The organism is uncultured Cetobacterium sp., from assembly GCF_947038635.1.
Taxonomy (GTDB): domain Bacteria; phylum Fusobacteriota; class Fusobacteriia; order Fusobacteriales; family Fusobacteriaceae; genus Cetobacterium_A.
In genome coordinates, this window is the sequence record NZ_CAMQXC010000041.1 from 1 (window position 1) to 16,324 (window position 16,324).

17 protein-coding genes and 1 pseudogene are annotated in these 16,324 nt (G+C 28.3%); 3 read left to right on the forward strand and 15 right to left on the reverse strand.

Annotation, left to right across the window (positions count from 1 at the left end; translation table 11 throughout):
• Window positions 1-87: 87 nt before the first annotated feature.
• The 7 genes from mscL to Q0V08_RS05705 all read right to left on the reverse strand — a co-directional run bounded on the left by mscL (window position 88) and on the right by Q0V08_RS05705 (window position 5,764).
• Window positions 88-480 carry a large-conductance mechanosensitive channel protein MscL gene (mscL, locus tag Q0V08_RS05675; protein WP_297432860.1) on the reverse strand — a complete coding sequence of 131 codons (393 nt, stop codon included), beginning with the start codon at window positions 478-480 and terminating at the stop codon, window positions 88-90.
• A 29-nt stretch (window positions 481-509) separates the two neighbouring features.
• Window positions 510-749: a hypothetical protein gene (locus Q0V08_RS05680; RefSeq protein ID WP_023051068.1), complete on the reverse strand. Its 240-nt coding sequence runs from the start codon at window positions 747-749 to the stop codon at window positions 510-512.
• An 82-nt stretch (window positions 750-831) separates the two neighbouring features.
• Window positions 832-2,163: an MATE family efflux transporter gene (locus tag Q0V08_RS05685; protein ID WP_297432862.1), complete on the reverse strand. Its 1,332-nt coding sequence runs from the start codon at window positions 2,161-2,163 to the stop codon at window positions 832-834.
• 83 nt (window positions 2,164-2,246) lie between these two features.
• Entirely contained in the window at window positions 2,247-2,999 is a 753-nt protein-coding gene (locus Q0V08_RS05690) for a hypothetical protein (RefSeq protein ID WP_297432864.1), read from the reverse strand.
• Window positions 3,000-3,048: 49 nt separating this feature from the next.
• A complete protein-coding gene (locus tag Q0V08_RS05695) occupies window positions 3,049-3,744 on the reverse strand; it encodes a ThiF family adenylyltransferase (RefSeq protein ID WP_297432866.1) in 696 nt (231 codons plus the stop codon).
• On the reverse strand, window positions 3,744-3,965 hold the full coding sequence (locus tag Q0V08_RS05700) for a MoaD/ThiS family protein (RefSeq protein ID WP_297432867.1): 222 nt from the start codon (window positions 3,963-3,965) through the stop codon (window positions 3,744-3,746). Before Q0V08_RS05700 ends, Q0V08_RS05695 begins: the two co-directional genes overlap by 1 nt.
• Window positions 3,959-5,764: an aldehyde ferredoxin oxidoreductase family protein gene (locus Q0V08_RS05705; RefSeq protein ID WP_297432869.1), complete on the reverse strand. Its 1,806-nt coding sequence runs from the start codon at window positions 5,762-5,764 to the stop codon at window positions 3,959-3,961. Before Q0V08_RS05705 ends, Q0V08_RS05700 begins: the two co-directional genes overlap by 7 nt.
• A 162-nt stretch (window positions 5,765-5,926) precedes the next feature.
• Between Q0V08_RS05705 and Q0V08_RS05710 the strand changes: the two genes are divergently transcribed.
• Complete coding sequence (locus Q0V08_RS05710; RefSeq protein ID WP_297432871.1) at window positions 5,927-6,964, forward strand: AbrB family transcriptional regulator; 1,038 nt, start codon at window positions 5,927-5,929, stop codon at window positions 6,962-6,964.
• A 45-nt stretch (window positions 6,965-7,009) separates the two neighbouring features.
• Here Q0V08_RS05710 and Q0V08_RS05715 read toward each other — a convergent pair whose 3' ends face one another.
• Both Q0V08_RS05715 and Q0V08_RS05720 read right to left on the reverse strand, forming a co-directional pair.
• Window positions 7,010-7,603: an HAD-IA family hydrolase gene (locus Q0V08_RS05715; RefSeq protein ID WP_297432873.1), complete on the reverse strand. Its 594-nt coding sequence runs from the start codon at window positions 7,601-7,603 to the stop codon at window positions 7,010-7,012.
• A gap of 72 nt (window positions 7,604-7,675) precedes the next feature.
• A complete protein-coding gene (locus tag Q0V08_RS05720; protein ID WP_297432874.1) occupies window positions 7,676-8,386 on the reverse strand; it encodes a hypothetical protein in 711 nt (236 codons plus the stop codon).
• 155 nt (window positions 8,387-8,541) lie between these two features.
• On the opposite strand from Q0V08_RS05720, the gene Q0V08_RS05725 reads away from it, so the two are divergent.
• Window positions 8,542-8,754 (forward strand): hypothetical protein, encoded by a 213-nt coding sequence (locus Q0V08_RS05725; RefSeq protein ID WP_297432876.1) that lies wholly within the window; start codon window positions 8,542-8,544, stop codon window positions 8,752-8,754.
• A 99-nt stretch (window positions 8,755-8,853) separates the two neighbouring features.
• On the forward strand, window positions 8,854-9,576 hold the full coding sequence (locus Q0V08_RS05730) for a hypothetical protein (RefSeq protein ID WP_297432878.1): 723 nt from the start codon (window positions 8,854-8,856) through the stop codon (window positions 9,574-9,576).
• Window positions 9,577-9,615: 39 nt separating this feature from the next.
• Here Q0V08_RS05730 and Q0V08_RS05735 read toward each other — a convergent pair whose 3' ends face one another.
• The 6 genes and pseudogenes from Q0V08_RS05735 to Q0V08_RS05755 form a co-directional block, all read right to left on the reverse strand.
• On the reverse strand, window positions 9,616-11,226 hold the full coding sequence (locus tag Q0V08_RS05735) for an AbgT family transporter (protein WP_297432880.1): 1,611 nt from the start codon (window positions 11,224-11,226) through the stop codon (window positions 9,616-9,618).
• Window positions 11,227-11,459: 233 nt separating this feature from the next.
• The gene (locus Q0V08_RS05740) at window positions 11,460-13,157 is read right to left on the reverse strand and encodes a flavocytochrome c (protein ID WP_297432882.1); all 1,698 of its coding nucleotides are present in this window, start codon (window positions 13,155-13,157) and stop codon (window positions 11,460-11,462) included.
• A 137-nt stretch (window positions 13,158-13,294) separates the two neighbouring features.
• On the reverse strand, window positions 13,295-13,900 hold the full coding sequence (locus tag Q0V08_RS11500) for a copper homeostasis protein CutC (protein ID WP_366099775.1): 606 nt from the start codon (window positions 13,898-13,900) through the stop codon (window positions 13,295-13,297).
• A 30-nt stretch (window positions 13,901-13,930) separates the two neighbouring features.
• Window positions 13,931-14,335 (reverse strand): annotated as a pseudogene (locus Q0V08_RS11505) (MOSC domain-containing protein); the annotation flags it as partial.
• A gap of 1 nt (window position 14,336) precedes the next feature.
• The gene (gene moaA, locus Q0V08_RS05750; RefSeq protein ID WP_297432887.1) at window positions 14,337-15,317 is read right to left on the reverse strand and encodes a GTP 3',8-cyclase MoaA; all 981 of its coding nucleotides are present in this window, start codon (window positions 15,315-15,317) and stop codon (window positions 14,337-14,339) included.
• A gap of 28 nt (window positions 15,318-15,345) precedes the next feature.
• Window positions 15,346-16,324, reverse strand: a 979-nt coding sequence (locus Q0V08_RS05755) for an aromatic acid exporter family protein (RefSeq protein WP_297432889.1), incomplete at its 5' end; no start/stop codon positions are given.

Sequence of the window (16,324 nt, forward strand, 5' to 3'; positions counted from 1 at the left end):
ATATTAGATGAAATAAAATTAGAGTTTGATAATAAGAAATAATAAAAAGGATTGTCATTTTTACGACAATCCTTTTTTTATTTAAAGTTATTTTTTAGCTAAAAGATCTCTAATTTCTGTTAATAGAATCTCCTCTTTACTAGGGGCAGGAGCAGGAGGTGCTTCCTCTTTTTTACGAAGATGATTAATACCTTTAACCATTAAAAAGATACAAAATGCAATTATAGTAAAGTCAACAACAGATTGAATAAAATTACCATATCGTATAGCTGCTTCAGGTACAGTTCCTTGAGCAGGTTTAATAACATATTTCAAATTACTGAAATTAACTCCACCTAAAAATATACCAATAACCGGCATTAAAATATCATTTACAATAGAACTAACAATCTTTCCAAAAGCACCACCAATGATAACACCAACAGCTAAATCTATAGCATTTCCTTTTATGGCAAACTCTTTAAATTCTTTTAAAAACATTTAATAGCCTCCTCAATTATACTAGAAGATTAAGAGATTTCAATAGCCTTAATTACATCACAATCAAGAGCATTACGATATAAACCTAACACCGTAGGAATTCCATCAGATTCATCGGATTTAGACACCATAAACTCTTTGATTCTAATTTTATGGCATTTTTTACATTTATATATATAGTATAGTTGACTCATCTCGTTTCCATAATCATCAGTAAAATTTTTCTTCGCTAATCCTAAGAATTCAAAGTCGTGTACAAAGTGCAGCATAGATTTCCCTCCTTTTATTATAAAAGTATTATGATAAATATATACTAAATAAAAGTTAATTTCTTTTTCTAGCTAAAAAAAATTATAAGATTTTTCTATTTTTCTTTTTCAATGTCACTGCTGCACCTGTTATGAATGTCATGAAATCTGCAAAAGGTAGAGAAAGCCAAACACCATCAATTCCTATAAAATCAGGTAAAGTAAATATACCAATAATAATAAACACGAAGCTTCTTCCAAATGATAGAATATTAGCAAAAGTAGATTTTTCCATAGATTGAAGATATGATATATTTATAAAGTTAGCTCCTAAAAAAATAACAGCAGAAGAATAAATTAAAAGACCTCTAGAAGCAAGCTTAATTAATTCAATGTCACCATTGAAAAATTCTATAATAAAATTTCTTTCAAAGTAAACTAAAAAAAGAATTGATAAAGCAACGATTAAGGAGATTTTATGTCCTAAAATTAGAGTTGCTTTAATTCGATCTCGTTGTTTTGCTCCAAAATTATAACTAATAATGGGTTGTATTCCTTGAGCTAAACCATTAAAAATCATTCTAAAAACATAGAAAATATATGCGATTATACTAAAAGCAGCAACTCCAATTTCACCAGTTAAAATCATTAAAGTAGAATTAAATAAAATTGTAATAATAGCAACAGCAAACTCTAAAATAAAAGATGAAAAACCATTTGAACAGATTCTTTTTATAACTTGTAAGTTTAAAGATTCTTTTATAAATTTTATATTGCAATCTTTTTTAAAGAAATATGAAAGTAAAAATAATGCAGATGCCATTTGGGCAATTCCTGTGGCATAAGCAGCACCATACATTCCCCATTTAAATTTAATGATAAATAAAGCATCCAAGGCTATATTAACTACTGCACCTATTCCCATAGAAGCCATAGCAAAATTAGGGCTATTATTGTTTCTAACAACTGCATTTAAGGATATAGAAAGCATAAAAAATATACTGAAAATAACTCCAGGAATTAAATAAGCTTTAGTTAGATAAAAAAGTTTCTCACTGCTTCCAAGTAAGAAAATTATTTTATTTTGAAAAATAAGAGTTAATAAGCAAATAATGATGTATGATATGACATTTAAAATAATCATATGTGAAAAATATCGGTTAACTTCTTTTAAATTTCCTTCCCCTTGCTTTATAGAAATAACTGTTGCACCACCAGTTCCAAACATTAAACTTAGGGCGATGGTTAGTGTAATAATGGGGTAAGCTAAATTTATAGCAGCTAAACCATCTCCTCCAATTCCTCTACCGATAAAAATACCATCAACAATAACATAGAATGCTGATATTAACATTCCCATAACAGCAGGAAAAGAAAAATTAAAAAATAACCTACTTATAGAATCCTTCTCTAAATCAATTGAACGAAATTTCATTATTAACTCCTTTTAAAATTTTTACACTGAGGTAGATTATAACATAAAAAAAAGAGACTGATAAGTCTCTTTTTAAATTCCTTTTAAGCTATAAAAATAGGAGTATTAACATGCTCTAAAATGTTTAATCCCATACGATTAGTTACTTTCTCAAAGAAGAATGAGTGACTAAGATTTCCCATGATTAACAGAGAAGTTTTATTAAGTTCGAAGTAAAAATCTTCAAGATCATCTAAAGGAGAAGAAAAACCTCTTAAATTTGGTAATACACCTTTATCATGAACAAGTTCAAGCAAAGTATGTTCTTTTTTCTTATAATTCCACGTAAAAATATCAAGTTTTTCAATATCTGTAGTTGAAAATAATGAAAGAAAATTATAAACACTTTTATTAACTTTTATTCCATCATCAGATACAATGCCAATACTTTCAAAACTTAAAGGCTTACCTCTTAAAACTATAATTGGTCTATAGATAGTTTTTAAAATTTCTAAAAAAAGATCTCCTAAAAATAATCCCTCTTGATAAACAAGAAGATCATTTAATCTTAAAAGATTTTTTAGATTTTCTGTAGTAACTTGAACAATTGTAAGTAGATGAGCATTTAATTTGTGCTCAATTAACTTTTCTTTTGTTTTATCTAAAAAATCATCTTGAAGTTCAGAAAAATCTTCAAGAAGATTTGCTGAGTCTTCAGAATTATTAATAAAAGGATTTACATTTAATGCATAAACAGGAGTTATCTCAAAACCAAATTCTTTTTTTAATGAAAGACAACTTTCAATTATTAAATTAAGATCATCTCCACTTTTAAAAATAACAAGTGCTTTTTTCATAAAAACCTCCAAATATATTGATATCTATAATTAATTTATTGAAAATAGTTCATTTTTCCTTTTTAATTTCAAAAGAAATCCATTGAATTTCAAAAATATTCATATCGATATAATAAAAACCATGAGTTTTTATTGCTTTTTTTAAAATTAATTTAAGAAAAAGATTTATTTGTAAAGAAGCTACAATTGATACTACAAAACAAAGATTTCCAGTTTGATTTTCTACTCCTTTAATATATTTTTGGGGATAAATTTGTTTTAATAAGGGAGAGTTAGGTAAAATACAGCTAACTTGTCCGAAATATCCAGCTACTGATCCATAAATAAGGGGTATATTAAAAATTTGACATTGTTCTTCGATGTTGAACTTAGTAATTATATTGTCGCAGCAATCAAAAACGATATCTGTGTCTTTAAAAATAGTTTTAAAGCAACACTCTTCAAATTTAGAATTGAAAATTTCTATATTAATCAAAGAGTTAATTGAGTGAATATATTTTTTCCCCTCTAAAACTTTAGAGGAACCAATATTTTTTTCTGTTGATAAAAGTTGGCGGTTTAAATTAGTGATATCAAAATTATCAAAATCGATGAGTTTAATTTTTTTTACTCCTAGTCGAGCTAAAGAGTCTAAAATAAAGCCTCCAAGACCTCCGAGGCCAATAACTAAAATAGTTTTTTGTTTTATAATTTCTTGTTCAAATTCACTTAATGAGTTAAAATTTTTGATATATCTTTTTTCCATTAGCCACCACCAACAGGTGGAAAAATTGAAATAATATCGTCATCACAAAGTTTTGTATCTAAAGAGCGATGAAAGCCATTAACTAAAAATATGGATACTTGATCTTGTGAAATGTTAAAAAAATTAAGAAGTTGAGCTCCTGTAATATCTTGATAAAACGGTATTTTTACAATATTTCCTCTGTTAAATCTAAGAGTAGCAAAAAAGCGAATCTCTAACATAAATCTTCTAATCCTAGTTTTTGTAGAGTTTCTTTTGTAGGGAAAGCATTTTCCCATCCACGAGCTCTGTAATATTCAGGAAGCATTATATCAAGTTTACTTTTAAGTCCTTTAGAAGGACCTTCTACAATAGCTTCTTTTAAAAGACGTTTAGGAAGTTGGTCATCTTCAGGTTTCATTCCGGCTTTTTTATTGAAAACTCTTTCTAAATTATAGATTCGTTCACCAGTATCCAAAAGTGATGTAACAGTGTGCTCGGTACCAGTAGCGGCATTTAAGAAGTTAGTATAATCCTCTGCATTAAGGGCAAAAGAAGTGAATAGACACATTCCCATAGAATCAATAACAGCAGTTAAATCTTGGAATGTTTTAGTCCAAGAGGCTTTATTGTCTGTAACAGTTCGATCTAATAACTCAGGGTGAGCTAAAATTTCAGGAGATATCATATAGCCTCTAACATGGCATCCTCCACGATTACTAGTGGCGTAATTTAGACCAATTCCCTGTATTCCACGAGCATCATATGCAGGAAGCTCTTGTTTTTTAACAGACATTGATATTTCAGGATGACCATAATATTCACATAATCTTTGTGAACCTAAAGCCATTAGTTTACCAAGGATAGTTTCTCCAAATCCAATTCTTTTTGTCCATTCAACTACAGCAATTTTACTTCCAAATTTTAAAGGGATACCTTCGCAATCGCTTTCAGAAATAAGACCTTTTTCATATAACTCCATTCCAGCAGCGATAGTGCAAGGAACAGAAATTGCATCTAATCCAAGTTCATTACACCAAAAGTTGGCTTCATTAATTGTAGGTATGTCATAAACTCCACAATTTCCACCATACGCCCATAAAGTTTCATATTCAGGACCTCCAATTTCTTTACCTTCTCGTTCCACAACTCGTCCACAACCTATCGGACATCGATGACAGTTATATGTTCTTTTTAAATATTTTTCAGTAAGAGTTTCTCCACTTATATTTTCTGCATTTTTAGAATATGATCCTTGCCAATTATTTGTAGGAAAACTTCCTGTTTCATTTATAATATTTACAAGAACTGCAGTTCCATAAGTAGGAAGTCCAGTACCAGTAACGCCATCTTCTTTTATTTTTTTCATTGCTAAAACTAATTCTTTTCTTAGAGCATCAGGATTAGCAACAGGAATTGAATTTCTTGAAGAATTAACAACAATCGCTTTCAGATTTTTAGAACCCATAACAGCTCCAACACCGGATCTTCCAGCCGCTCGATCGGTATCATTTATGATAGCGGCCATAAGAGAAAGATTTTCACCACCAGGACCAATATTTAAAACAGATGCTTGAGAATAATTTTCTTTAAAAAAACTATCAGTTTCAGTACTAGTTTTCCCCCAGATGTTGTGTGCGTTTAAAAGTTCAACTTTATCATCGTTAATGTACAAGTATTTAGGAGTATTACTTTTTCCCTCTATAATAATACCATCATAACCAGAATATTTAAGTTTAGCTCCCCATTCTCCACCTGAGTTAGAGCAAGCAATCATGCCAGTAAGAGGAGATTTTGTAACAACAACATATCGGCCACCTGTTGGAACAGCTGCTCCAGTAACAGGTCCAGTCATAATAACTAATTTATTTTCCTTAGATAAAGGATCAATATTAGGATCGATTTCATCTAAAAGAATTTTAGTTCCTAATCCTCTTGCCCCAATAAATTTTTTAGCAATTTCTAAATTTAAAGGTTCTACTTTTATTTCATTAGTTGTTAAATTGATTCTTAATAATTTTTCATTATATGATGTTTTCATAAATACATATACCTCCATATAAATTATATTGATGATGATAAAAACCTATTATTGCGAGTATACCTCATAAAGATGTGATTATCAATAGAATAAATTAAGAAAAAATATATCTTTTTTTAGAAATATGTTAAGATAAATTAACGATATTATTTGGAGGGGATGATGGAGTTTTTAATGACTATAATTGTAGCTATAATTGGCGGGAAAATTGGTTTAAAGCTAAAAATACCAGCAGGAGCTATGATAGGATCTATGGTTTTGGTCTCAATATTTAATTTACTTTCAGGGAAAGCTGTGATGCCTCAAGAATACAAGATACTAACACAAATAGCTACAGGAGCATTTATAGGTGCAAGGATAGAAAAGAAGGACATTTTAGGATTAAAAGAAGTATTAAAGCCAGCAATACTAATAGTAAGTTGTATGGCTATAATGAATTTTGTATTAGGATATATTCTTTATAAGAATTCATCATTAGATTTGGCAACAGCATTATTTTCCACTGCTCCTGGAGGAATGATGGATATGACTTTAATTGCTCATGAGCTAAATGCTGATTCAGCTAAAGTTGTAATGTTTCAATTGATTAGATTAATATCTGTAATTGGAGTTATTCCTATTTTTTTAAAAAAAATAATAAGAAAAAAGGGTGAGACTGAAGTAGTAAAAACTTATGAAAAAAGTAAAACTAATAAGAAAAATAGTTTAGAAAATATAATGTTAACAATAGTTGTTGGACTTGTAATAGGGTATATAGGATATTTATCAAAAGTACCAGCAGGAGCATTAAGTTTTTCTATGGTTGGAGTTGGAATATTTAATATTTTTTTTAATAGAGGAGTTATGCCAATTCCTTTGAGGCAATTAATTCAGATGTTTGGAGGGGCTCTAATAGGAACTAAAGTGTCTTTAAAAGATGTTTTAGAAATGGGACAGTTATTACATTTAGTTGTTATTGTTATTATAGGATTTTTATTTATGAATATTATTATTGGTTTAATAGTCTATAAATCGAGTAATTTTAATATAGCAACATCTCTTTTTTCAGCAGCACCAGGAGGAGTATCAGATATTTCTATTATTGCAAGTGAAATGGGAGCAGATACTCCAAAAGTTGCGATTATCCAATTGATGAGATTAGTATCAATTGTAAGCTTTTATCCTATATTGATTCAAATTATTGTAAAAATAATAGAATAAAAAAGAACTCTTGAAAAATTAGAGTTCTTTTTTTATATTTTAAAATTAAAGTAGTGGTTTAATAGAATTTTTAAGTTCATCACAATTTGTAAATAATACACTATGAAAACCTATTTTTTTAGCTTCTTCGATATTATCGAAATTGTCATCGATAAATAGTGTTTCACTAGGGTCTAAATTATATTTTGAAAGAAGAATTGCATATATAAAATGATCAGGTTTTAAAGTATTGACTTGATACGAGATAACACCTCCATTTCCAATTCTTAAAAAATCATGTTTATCATACATTTTTTCATAAACATCTTTTTGAAAGTTAGAAAGGTAATAAATATTATATCCATAATCTTTTAATGATTTTAAAAGATCAACATTTGGTTCGATAGGAACAAGCATTTCGTGCCACTTATCAAGAACAATAGATATTTCTTTTTTTAAATCAGGAGCTTTCGTCTTAAAAATTTTTTCAGCAACTTCATAATCAATAGAGCCACGATCTAACTCTTTCCATTCATCGCTTAAAAAAATTAGTTTGTATAACCTATCTTCAATATTTTTTTCGAATCCTAATCCTTTTAAAAATTCTTGTGGATGAAAATCTAGCAGAACATTACCAATATCAAATACTATATTTTTCATAATGCCTCCTTTAAAAAATAATTTAGGGTTATTATAAACATACCTCATAAATAAGAAAACATCAATAGTAATTTATAAAAAATCTTTTTCTTTTACAAAAAGTTTTTTTATATTTTTTAGGGTTCCAAAGATAATTATTTTATCACCATTTTCTAAAATACTTTCACCGGTTACGCCAATAGATATGTCATCATTTTTTATAATAGTTAAAATTTGAAGAGTGTAATTTAAACGAATATTAGAGTTTTTTAATTGGACTTGAGATAATTCTTCAGGAAGATTAGTAATTGTAACCTCAGCAATAACTTCAGATTTAAAAACTCCAAGAATCATTATTGGATTGTGTTGATTTTTAAACATTGCTTTAATACCAATTTTACTTATAAAGCGATCAAAATTATTTTTTACAAAATTAACTTTTAAAAGAGAATACCAGATAATAATAAGTGCAATTATTGCTATAAGAACTTTAACAATTAAATGAAAAACATTTCCATCAGTTAGTCTCATAAAAAAATTTATAACCATCGAAACAATTGTAACAGAAAATATATAACCAAAAAGAATTGTCACAAAAGCTAATTTTCTTCGTTTTCTAGAAGATGTAATAAGTTCACTTTCAACAGTTGTAAAACCACAAGTTGTTAACATAGAGATAACTTGAAAACGTGCAGTTTCTTCTGTAAGTCCAGTAAGTCTAAATAAAATAGTAAATATCTCACAAATTAAAAGATAGGTTAACATTAAGCTAAAAAAAGCTAATATTGCGAAATCAGTACTCATAACACCACCTTTAAAATCTATTTAGTTAAAAGTAAATACGATATATTAAAATACTATTAAAAAAATAAAATCCTTTTTAATTAAATAGAAAATTCAATAATATTTAAGTAAAGAATATGTTATAATAAAATTAAAAAATAGTTAGGAGTTAAATAATGAGAAAATTAGTATTATTTATAGCAATATTATCATTGGTTGGTTGTATGAAAAAAGAAGTTAAATTTGGAGATGAAAATTTAGAATTAAAAGGAACTAAATTATATTATAAAGATAAGTTATTTACAGGTTTTATTACTCAAGAAGTTCCCTTTACTGATAAAATTATAAAAGTAGAGTATGTAAATGGAGTTATAAAAACAGAAAAATAAAAAAAAGATATCTTAAGGATATCTTTTTTTATTTAAAGGAATGTAATGATATTTTTAGAAAAAAATATATAAGTAAATTTTGGGGAGGATGAGAGTATTATGGAGTTTAAATTTAAATTTTTAGGTAAGACTTGTTGGTTTTTAGAAGTTGATAAAAAATTTAAAATCGGTTGTAATCCATCATTTATTTTAAAAAAAAATAGTGATATTAAATTAATCTCTCCTATGGATGATTCTTTTAAAAATATAAAGCTTTGGTTAATTACTGAATGTAATCCTGATTCTTTTGATGAAGAAGGAGTTAAAGTTATAGAAGATGAAGCTAAGATTATTTCAAGGAAAGAGTGCGGAAAATATTTACGAGATAAAAAAAATGCAAATATCTATTTTGTAGACTGGTTTAAAAAAATAGATTTAGAAATAAAAGGGTATAAAATAATAGTTGAAGTTATTCCAACTTATAAAGGTGGTGGGTTCTTGTCAAACCCTATATTAGGAAAAGCGAATGGATATTTAGTAACCATAATCGATAAACTCGGTAAAGTAAAAAGAATTTATGTTACAGGGGAAACAATTTATCAAGAGAATATAATAAAAGTGTTAATATATTATCCTATAGATATTATGATTGCAAATATAGGGCATATAAAAAATAGTTATTTTGGTGGAGAAAAAACAATGGATTTAGTTATGCTAAATAGTTTTATAAGAACATTGAATCCAACTGAAGTGATAACCATTTTTTCAAAAGGTGAAAGTTCTAGAAAAGAAATGAAAAAATATATAGATTTAATTGAAGTTGGAGAAGAGAAAGATATATAAAAAAGGATGAAGAGATTTCTCTTCATCCTTTTATTTTTTTTACATAAACATGCTAACCCCAGGTCCAATAGGTAGCCCTAAGTAAGTCCATGCGATAAACATAATTGACCATCCAATTAAGAATACTAATGAATATGGAAGCATCATTGCAATAATAGTTCCAATTCCCATAGATCCTTCTTTTTCCTCATATTTAGATGCAAATCCAACTATGATAGGGAAATATGACATTAGAGGAGAGATTATATTAGTAGTTGAATCTCCGATTCTGTACGCTAATTGAGTATACTCAGGAGTTAATCCTAATTCAACGAACATAGGTATGAAAACAGGAGAAAGCATTAACCACTTAGAAGAAGCTCCACCAATAAATAAGTTAACAAATGCAGTTAAGAATATTAATCCTACAGCTGCCCAAATTCCAGATATTCCCAGGTCTTTTAAAACATCTGCTAATTTAACAGCAATAACAATTCCTATGTTTGACTTAGAGAAAACATATACGAATTGAGCAGAAACAAAGATAATAACTAAAACTTGTCCACAAGAAGCCATTGCTTTAGTCATTGACTTAATAACATCTTTATGTGATTTTACAGTTTTTGCTGCAACACCATAAGCAAGTCCAGGAATAAAGAATGCTAACATAAGAATATAAACAATAGAATCACTAAAGAAAGGTTTTAAAATTTCCATAGTTCCAGGTTCTCTATTGTTTTCAGCTATAAACTTTGTAATTTCTTCAGGAGTTAATCTGAAAATAGCATTTTCAGGAATAACCATAAGTAAAACTACAATAATAAATCCGATTGTAGCTAATCCAGCAGCTCTTAATCCTTTTTTCTCTTCAGGACTAATTTGATCATTTAAGTTAATATCCACTTTTGGACCATTATAATCTCCTAGTCTAGGCTCAACAACTTTATCTGTTATCCAAGCTCCAACAGCTGTTATAAAGAAAGTAGAAACAAACATAAAGAAGAAGTTTGCAGTTGGGGTAACAGAATACCCAGGTAAAACAATTTGTGCTGCAGATGTTGTAATTCCTCCAAGTAATGGATCAGTAGTACCAATTAAAAGGTTAGCAGAGAATCCACCAGAAACTCCAGCGAAAGCAGCAGCAATACCAGCAAGTGGATGTCTTCCAAAAGATAAGAAGATTACTGCTCCAAGTGGAATTAGAACAACGTATCCAGCATCTGATGCAATATTTGACATAACTCCAGCAAAAACAACTATAGCTGAAACTAATTGTTTAGGAGTTGAAATAACAATTTTCTTAATTATAGAGTTTAGTAATCCAGTTCCTTCGGCTAAACCAACTCCAAGCATAGCAACAACAATTGATCCTAGTGCAGCATGCCCTGTAAAGTTTTTAACTGTTGAACCGAAAATTCCTCTAATACCACTTCTAGTTAAAAGATTTTGAACATAAGTTGTTTTTTCAATAACTTGTCCAGTAGTTCTTGAGATTTCCTTATAGTTTACAGAAACACCAGTGTAAGAAAGTATCATAGAAAATATGATAGTTATCACAAAGAAACCAAAGAACATGGCAACTGGGTGAGGTAACTTATTTCCTGTAACTTCAACAAAGTTTAAGAATCTCTCAAAAAAGCTCATTTTTTTTGTTGCAGATTTTGTAGACATTTTTTCCTCCCTAATAATAAAGTGAATTTATGGAATAAGTGTAAAAATTGAAAATATTTTTTCACAATTTCCATTTATGAAATATATCGAGTCTATTGATGTGGTATAGACTCAACTGATTTTATCATAATTTGTTCTATAAAGCAATACAAAAATCAAAAAAAACAAATAAAAAACGCATTTAATAAATCATTAAATGCGTTTTACAAACTTATAGTTTTTAAAATAAACAATTATTTTGAAAAAGAACTTGCGTTTTCTCCAGCTATTTTACCAAAAACAGTTATATCAACAACAGCATTCCCACCTAATCTATTAGACCCATGTATTCCACCAGTAACTTCACCAGCAGCATAAAGACCTTTTATAGGTTTTCCATTAGATAAAACCTCGGTATTTTCGTTTATTTTGATCCCACCCATAGTATGATGAACAGCAGGAGCAACTTCTACACTATAAAAAGGTCCTTGTGATAATGAAGTTGGTAAACTTTGTCTATTAAATTCAGAATCAATACCAGCTTTAACACTTTCATTATACTTTGAGAAAGTTTTCTCTAACTCTTTAGAAGGAATATTTAAGTTTTTAGCAAGTTCTTCAATTGTATTCCCTTTAGTTAAATACCCTTTTTTATCATAACTATCTATAGCTTTTAAACTTTTTTTAACATTTTCATCAAACATAAGGTATGCACTTCCACCTTTTTGATCAAGTTCTGCTTTAGAAACAACATCTCTAGTATCTAGCTCATTAATAAATCTTTTTCCATCTCTATTGACAAGAATAGCTCCATTACCCCTAACAGCTTCAGTAATCATAACACTATTAGTAGGAATAACTGTTGGGTGTGTCTGGATTTGTTCCATATCAACTAAATCAACATTAAGTGGTTTAGTCATAATTATTCCATCACCAGTAGCACCTCTATGATTAGTAGTTCCAAATCCTTTTAGAGAAGCAACATTTTCAACAATTAAATCTGAGTTAGCCCCAAAACCACCAGTTGCAATAACAACTGCTTTTGAATTTATATTATATTTTTGTCCATTTGGAGCTTTAACAATAATTCCTTTAACAGCTTCACCATCATAAATAATAGATTCAGCAAAAGTTGATAATCTAATATCAATACCTGACTCTTTTGCAGTTTTAGAAAGAGCCGCAATCATATTTGGTCCAACAGGAGCTCCACCAGTAGGTCTATGTGTTCTATCGACACTTTGTCCTCCCATTCTTCCAAGATCAGTCAAATCAGCACCTTTTTCTATTAACCAATCTACAATTTCAGCAGAAGAATTAGCCATTTTTGCAACTAAAGTTTTATCGTTTGTATTTTTTCCACCTTTCATAGTATCATCTATAAAGATTTCAACAGAATCTTCAATACCTTTATTTTTTTGAATAGAAGTTTCAGCAGCGTTAAGTCCACCAGTGGCATAATTCGTATTTCCTCCAAGAATAGCTGCTTTTTCAACCAGTATAACATTTGAACCTTTATCTTTAGCAGCAATAGCAGCAGAAAGTCCTGCTCCACCTCCACCTATAATGACAACATCTGTTGTAACATCCTTATAAACTATAACTTTTTTTTCTTTTGGAGTTAATTTCGCTTTAGATTCCTTAATAGCTCTATCTACAGCTCTTTTTAGTCCAACACTAGTAGAAGTAGCACCTGCAACATTATCTACTTTAACAGATTGAGTTTCAATAATATCAGCGATGATAGAATTCATACCATCTTTTGTAAAATCACTTTCTTTTTCTTCTAAAACACTGATATTTTTGATTTCATTGTTAACAATATCAACTTTTACCTTAATATCACCATTGTATCCTTTAGCAGAAGAAATAAATTCTTTTCCTTGAGCTAAAGTTGTTATTAAAAGTAAAGAAGCAAAAAAACTCATGTACTTTTTGTTAAAAAATTTCATAAAAATAACCCTCCCTTGATTCATGTATGTAATAATACTAATATACAACTTCAATAGTTTAAAATAAAAGTGAATAAAAATCAAGATAAATATAATAAAAAATGACGGAAAGTACAAATTCCGTCATTTTTTATATTTTAAACTATTTTTTTTCCATGGTATTCTGTACTTGGAATTAATTTGTTAATCTCTTGGAAATTATCAGATGTCACTCCGCCACATACAATAATTTTTATTTTATCTTTAGCAATTTTAATAAATTTATTTAAAAGCTCAGCTCCTTCAAAAGCAGTTGCTTTTTTACCAGATGTTAAAATTCGATCTACTCCAATTTCTGCTAATGTCAGTATTTCATTTTCTGGGCTTTCAATCTCATCAATAGCCTTATGGAAGGTTATGCTCATAGGTTTTGAAAGTTCAACAAGTTCTTTTAAAAGAGAGTAGTCAATTTTATTATCTTTTGTTAAAACTCCAAAAACAACTCCAAGAACACCAAGTTCTTTACAAATTTTGATATCCTCTTTCATAATTTCAATTTCAGCTTGAGAATAGCAGAAATCTCCACCTCTAGGTCTAATCATTACAAAAGCAGGAATAGCAAGTTCTCTAACTTTTTTAATAGTTCCATAAGATGGAGTAGTTCCACCTTCAAATAGATTTTCACAAAGTTCAACTCTATTAGCACCTTTATTTATAGCGGCAATAGCTTCAGAATATGAGCCAACGCAAGCTTCTAATGTTATTGGAGATTTGATTATTTTAATTTCATCGTTTGGAAAAATAACTCCCCCTTTTAATACTTTTGCAAAAACACCTTCACGAGGCATTATACAATCCCCAACTCTATGATATATTTTGCAGTGGTGATGACATTGTTTTCCTTTTTGAGTTATTTCAAGAAGAGATGTACCAATTTGTAGTATGCTACCAACGGCAAGGTTTTTTAAGTCTATACCTTGAATTATTAGATTTTCTCCAAAAGCTCCAAAATTAACATTTCCACCCTTGTTATTAAAATCATCGATTTTTTCAAGTTCTAATAAACTAATTTGTCTATGCCAATTTCCTCCATGAGCATCTTTTTCTAATCCAAAGTTTTCAATTAAAACTCCACTTTCAACAACAACTTTTTCAGTCCCCTTATTTTCACTTATACAAATTGCTATAACTTTTCCCATTTTATCCTCCTATTTTGTTCATACCATTTGGTTCTATGTCATTGATATTTTCACTATTATCCATGTGATGTTCTTTTGGTTTTTTATCGTAGATAGCTTTTTCAATAATCATTGCTAAAGTTTCCACAGAAGTCTCGTCTTTTAAATATGGTATTAAATCAATTCCTTTGTTATAATGTAAACATAGTTTTAAAAAGCCGTTAGAAGTTACTCTAACTCGATTACAACTATCACAGAATCTATTTGAAAGAGGACTAATAAAACCAATCTCTCCTGTGAATCCAGAAACCTTATAGTAAGAAGCAGGCCCATCAGTAGAGAGGTTTGAATTTTTTTCTAATAAATAATGTTCTTTTATAAGATTTAAAATATCTGAATTTTTAACAGAAGTAAATTTTTTACCTTCTCCAATTGGCATTATTTCAATAAAACGTACACCAATATCTAAGTCTTTAGTTAAATTGACAAAGTCTAAAATTTCATTATCATTGATACCTTCCATAATAACAACATTTAAACGTATTTTTTCAAAATTCTTTAAAGTTGCCTCTTTAATAGTTTTAAAAATTTTATCAAAATCCCCACCACGAGTAATTTCATTATATTTTTTAGCATTTAAGCTATCTAAACTTATATTAATTCTGTTTAATCCATTTTCTTTGAATAGATCTAAGTTTTCCAAAAGTTGAAATCCATTTGTAGTAATAGCGATTTTATCTATTCCTTCAATGTGATTTATTTTTTCTAAAATTTCTTTAAAATCTTTTCTAACTAAAGGTTCACCACCTGTTATTCTAACTTTTTTTATACCAATTAAAGAAAAAGCCTTAACAATTTTTTCTATTTCATTACTATTTAATAAATCACAATTGCTATAAAAATTTGTATCTTTTTCAGGGAGACAATATTTGCACCTTAAGTTACAATGATCTGTAATAGATAATCTTAAGTAGTTTATTTGTCGTTTGTTTTTATCTAACATGAGCACTCCTTTATAATAAGTTTACAGATTAATTCTCATAATCTTTTTTGAATTCGATTTTAGCATTAAGAAACTCTTCCATTTCCTGTAAAAGTTGAAATAAAGTAGCTCTATTTTCAAATTCAGCTCTAGTTTTAGGGAGAGGGAAATTTGAGAATAATTCTTTTAATTCTTTGTGCTCTTCAATTAACGGAGTAGTTTTTTTATTAACTTCAACATTTTCTGAAACTTTGGCTATAAATTCAGCAATAATAAGACTATATTCATGAGTAATATATAATCTTTTGAAACATGTTCTCATTCTAGTTAAAATTCTATACTGTCTTCTTCTCATAGAAAAAAAGTTTAAATTTTCATTACATTTATCAAAGAGAGAGTTATCATAATCTAATAAAGAGAACTTTCGTCCCTCTTCTATTGTAGCTTTTAATGATTTGAAATTTTTATCTTCATTAACAGAGACACAGCTACATTTTAAACTTTCAGAAATATCTGAGAGAATTTGTTTTAAAATTAAATCAACTTTCATTTTGATTAAATCTATTGTTTTAGAGTTAGTAGGCATATAAAGATTTAAAATATTTCCAACAGATAATCCTAAAATTAAAACATAAAATTCATTAAGTAAAAAATCTAGAGAAATTGATTTTTCACTTAAAATATGTGTTGCTAGAACAGTAGTAACTAAGAAACCTTGAACAATTCTAAATTTAATGCACAGTGGCATAAAAAGAAGAATAAAGACTCCTAATGTAATATAGTGATATCCTAAAAATGATGATAATAATATAAAAAGTGACATTCCTAAGATAACTGCAAAGAAACGTTCAATTGTAATTTTTATACTATCACTTTTAGTTGCCTGAATAGAAATAATAGCAATAATACTTGCAGTAAGCCCATATTTTATTCCAAAATAATCTGCAAGATAATATGATAAAAAAGAAGCTAAGGCTGTTTTTATAACTTTATGATCAAAATACTTAAACATAATAACTCCTTTTAAT

What these genes read in the sequence shown, in the direction of transcription:
- mscL (WP_297432860.1), bottom strand. Translation starts at nt 480, where the DNA reads ATGTTTTTAAAAGAATTTAAAGAGTTTGCCATAAAAGGAAATGCTATA.
- Q0V08_RS05680 (WP_023051068.1), bottom strand. Translation starts at nt 749, where the DNA reads ATGCTGCACTTTGTACACGACTTTGAATTCTTAGGATTAGCGAAGAAA.
- Q0V08_RS05685 (WP_297432862.1), bottom strand. Translation starts at nt 2,163, where the DNA reads ATGAAATTTCGTTCAATTGATTTAGAGAAGGATTCTATAAGTAGGTTA.
- Q0V08_RS05690 (WP_297432864.1), bottom strand. Translation starts at nt 2,999, where the DNA reads ATGAAAAAAGCACTTGTTATTTTTAAAAGTGGAGATGATCTTAATTTA.
- Q0V08_RS05695 (WP_297432866.1), bottom strand. Translation starts at nt 3,744, where the DNA reads ATGGAAAAAAGATATATCAAAAATTTTAACTCATTAAGTGAATTTGAA.
- Q0V08_RS05700 (WP_297432867.1), bottom strand. Translation starts at nt 3,965, where the DNA reads ATGTTAGAGATTCGCTTTTTTGCTACTCTTAGATTTAACAGAGGAAAT.
- Q0V08_RS05705 (WP_297432869.1), bottom strand. Translation starts at nt 5,764, where the DNA reads ATGAAAACATCATATAATGAAAAATTATTAAGAATCAATTTAACAACT.
- Q0V08_RS05710 (WP_297432871.1), top strand. Translation starts at nt 5,927, where the DNA reads ATGGAGTTTTTAATGACTATAATTGTAGCTATAATTGGCGGGAAAATT.
- Q0V08_RS05715 (WP_297432873.1), bottom strand. Translation starts at nt 7,603, where the DNA reads ATGAAAAATATAGTATTTGATATTGGTAATGTTCTGCTAGATTTTCAT.
- Q0V08_RS05720 (WP_297432874.1), bottom strand. Translation starts at nt 8,386, where the DNA reads ATGAGTACTGATTTCGCAATATTAGCTTTTTTTAGCTTAATGTTAACC.
- Q0V08_RS05725 (WP_297432876.1), top strand. Translation starts at nt 8,542, where the DNA reads ATGAGAAAATTAGTATTATTTATAGCAATATTATCATTGGTTGGTTGT.
- Q0V08_RS05730 (WP_297432878.1), top strand. Translation starts at nt 8,854, where the DNA reads ATGGAGTTTAAATTTAAATTTTTAGGTAAGACTTGTTGGTTTTTAGAA.
- Q0V08_RS05735 (WP_297432880.1), bottom strand. Translation starts at nt 11,226, where the DNA reads ATGTCTACAAAATCTGCAACAAAAAAAATGAGCTTTTTTGAGAGATTC.
- Q0V08_RS05740 (WP_297432882.1), bottom strand. Translation starts at nt 13,157, where the DNA reads ATGAAATTTTTTAACAAAAAGTACATGAGTTTTTTTGCTTCTTTACTT.
- moaA (WP_297432887.1), bottom strand. Translation starts at nt 15,317, where the DNA reads ATGTTAGATAAAAACAAACGACAAATAAACTACTTAAGATTATCTATT.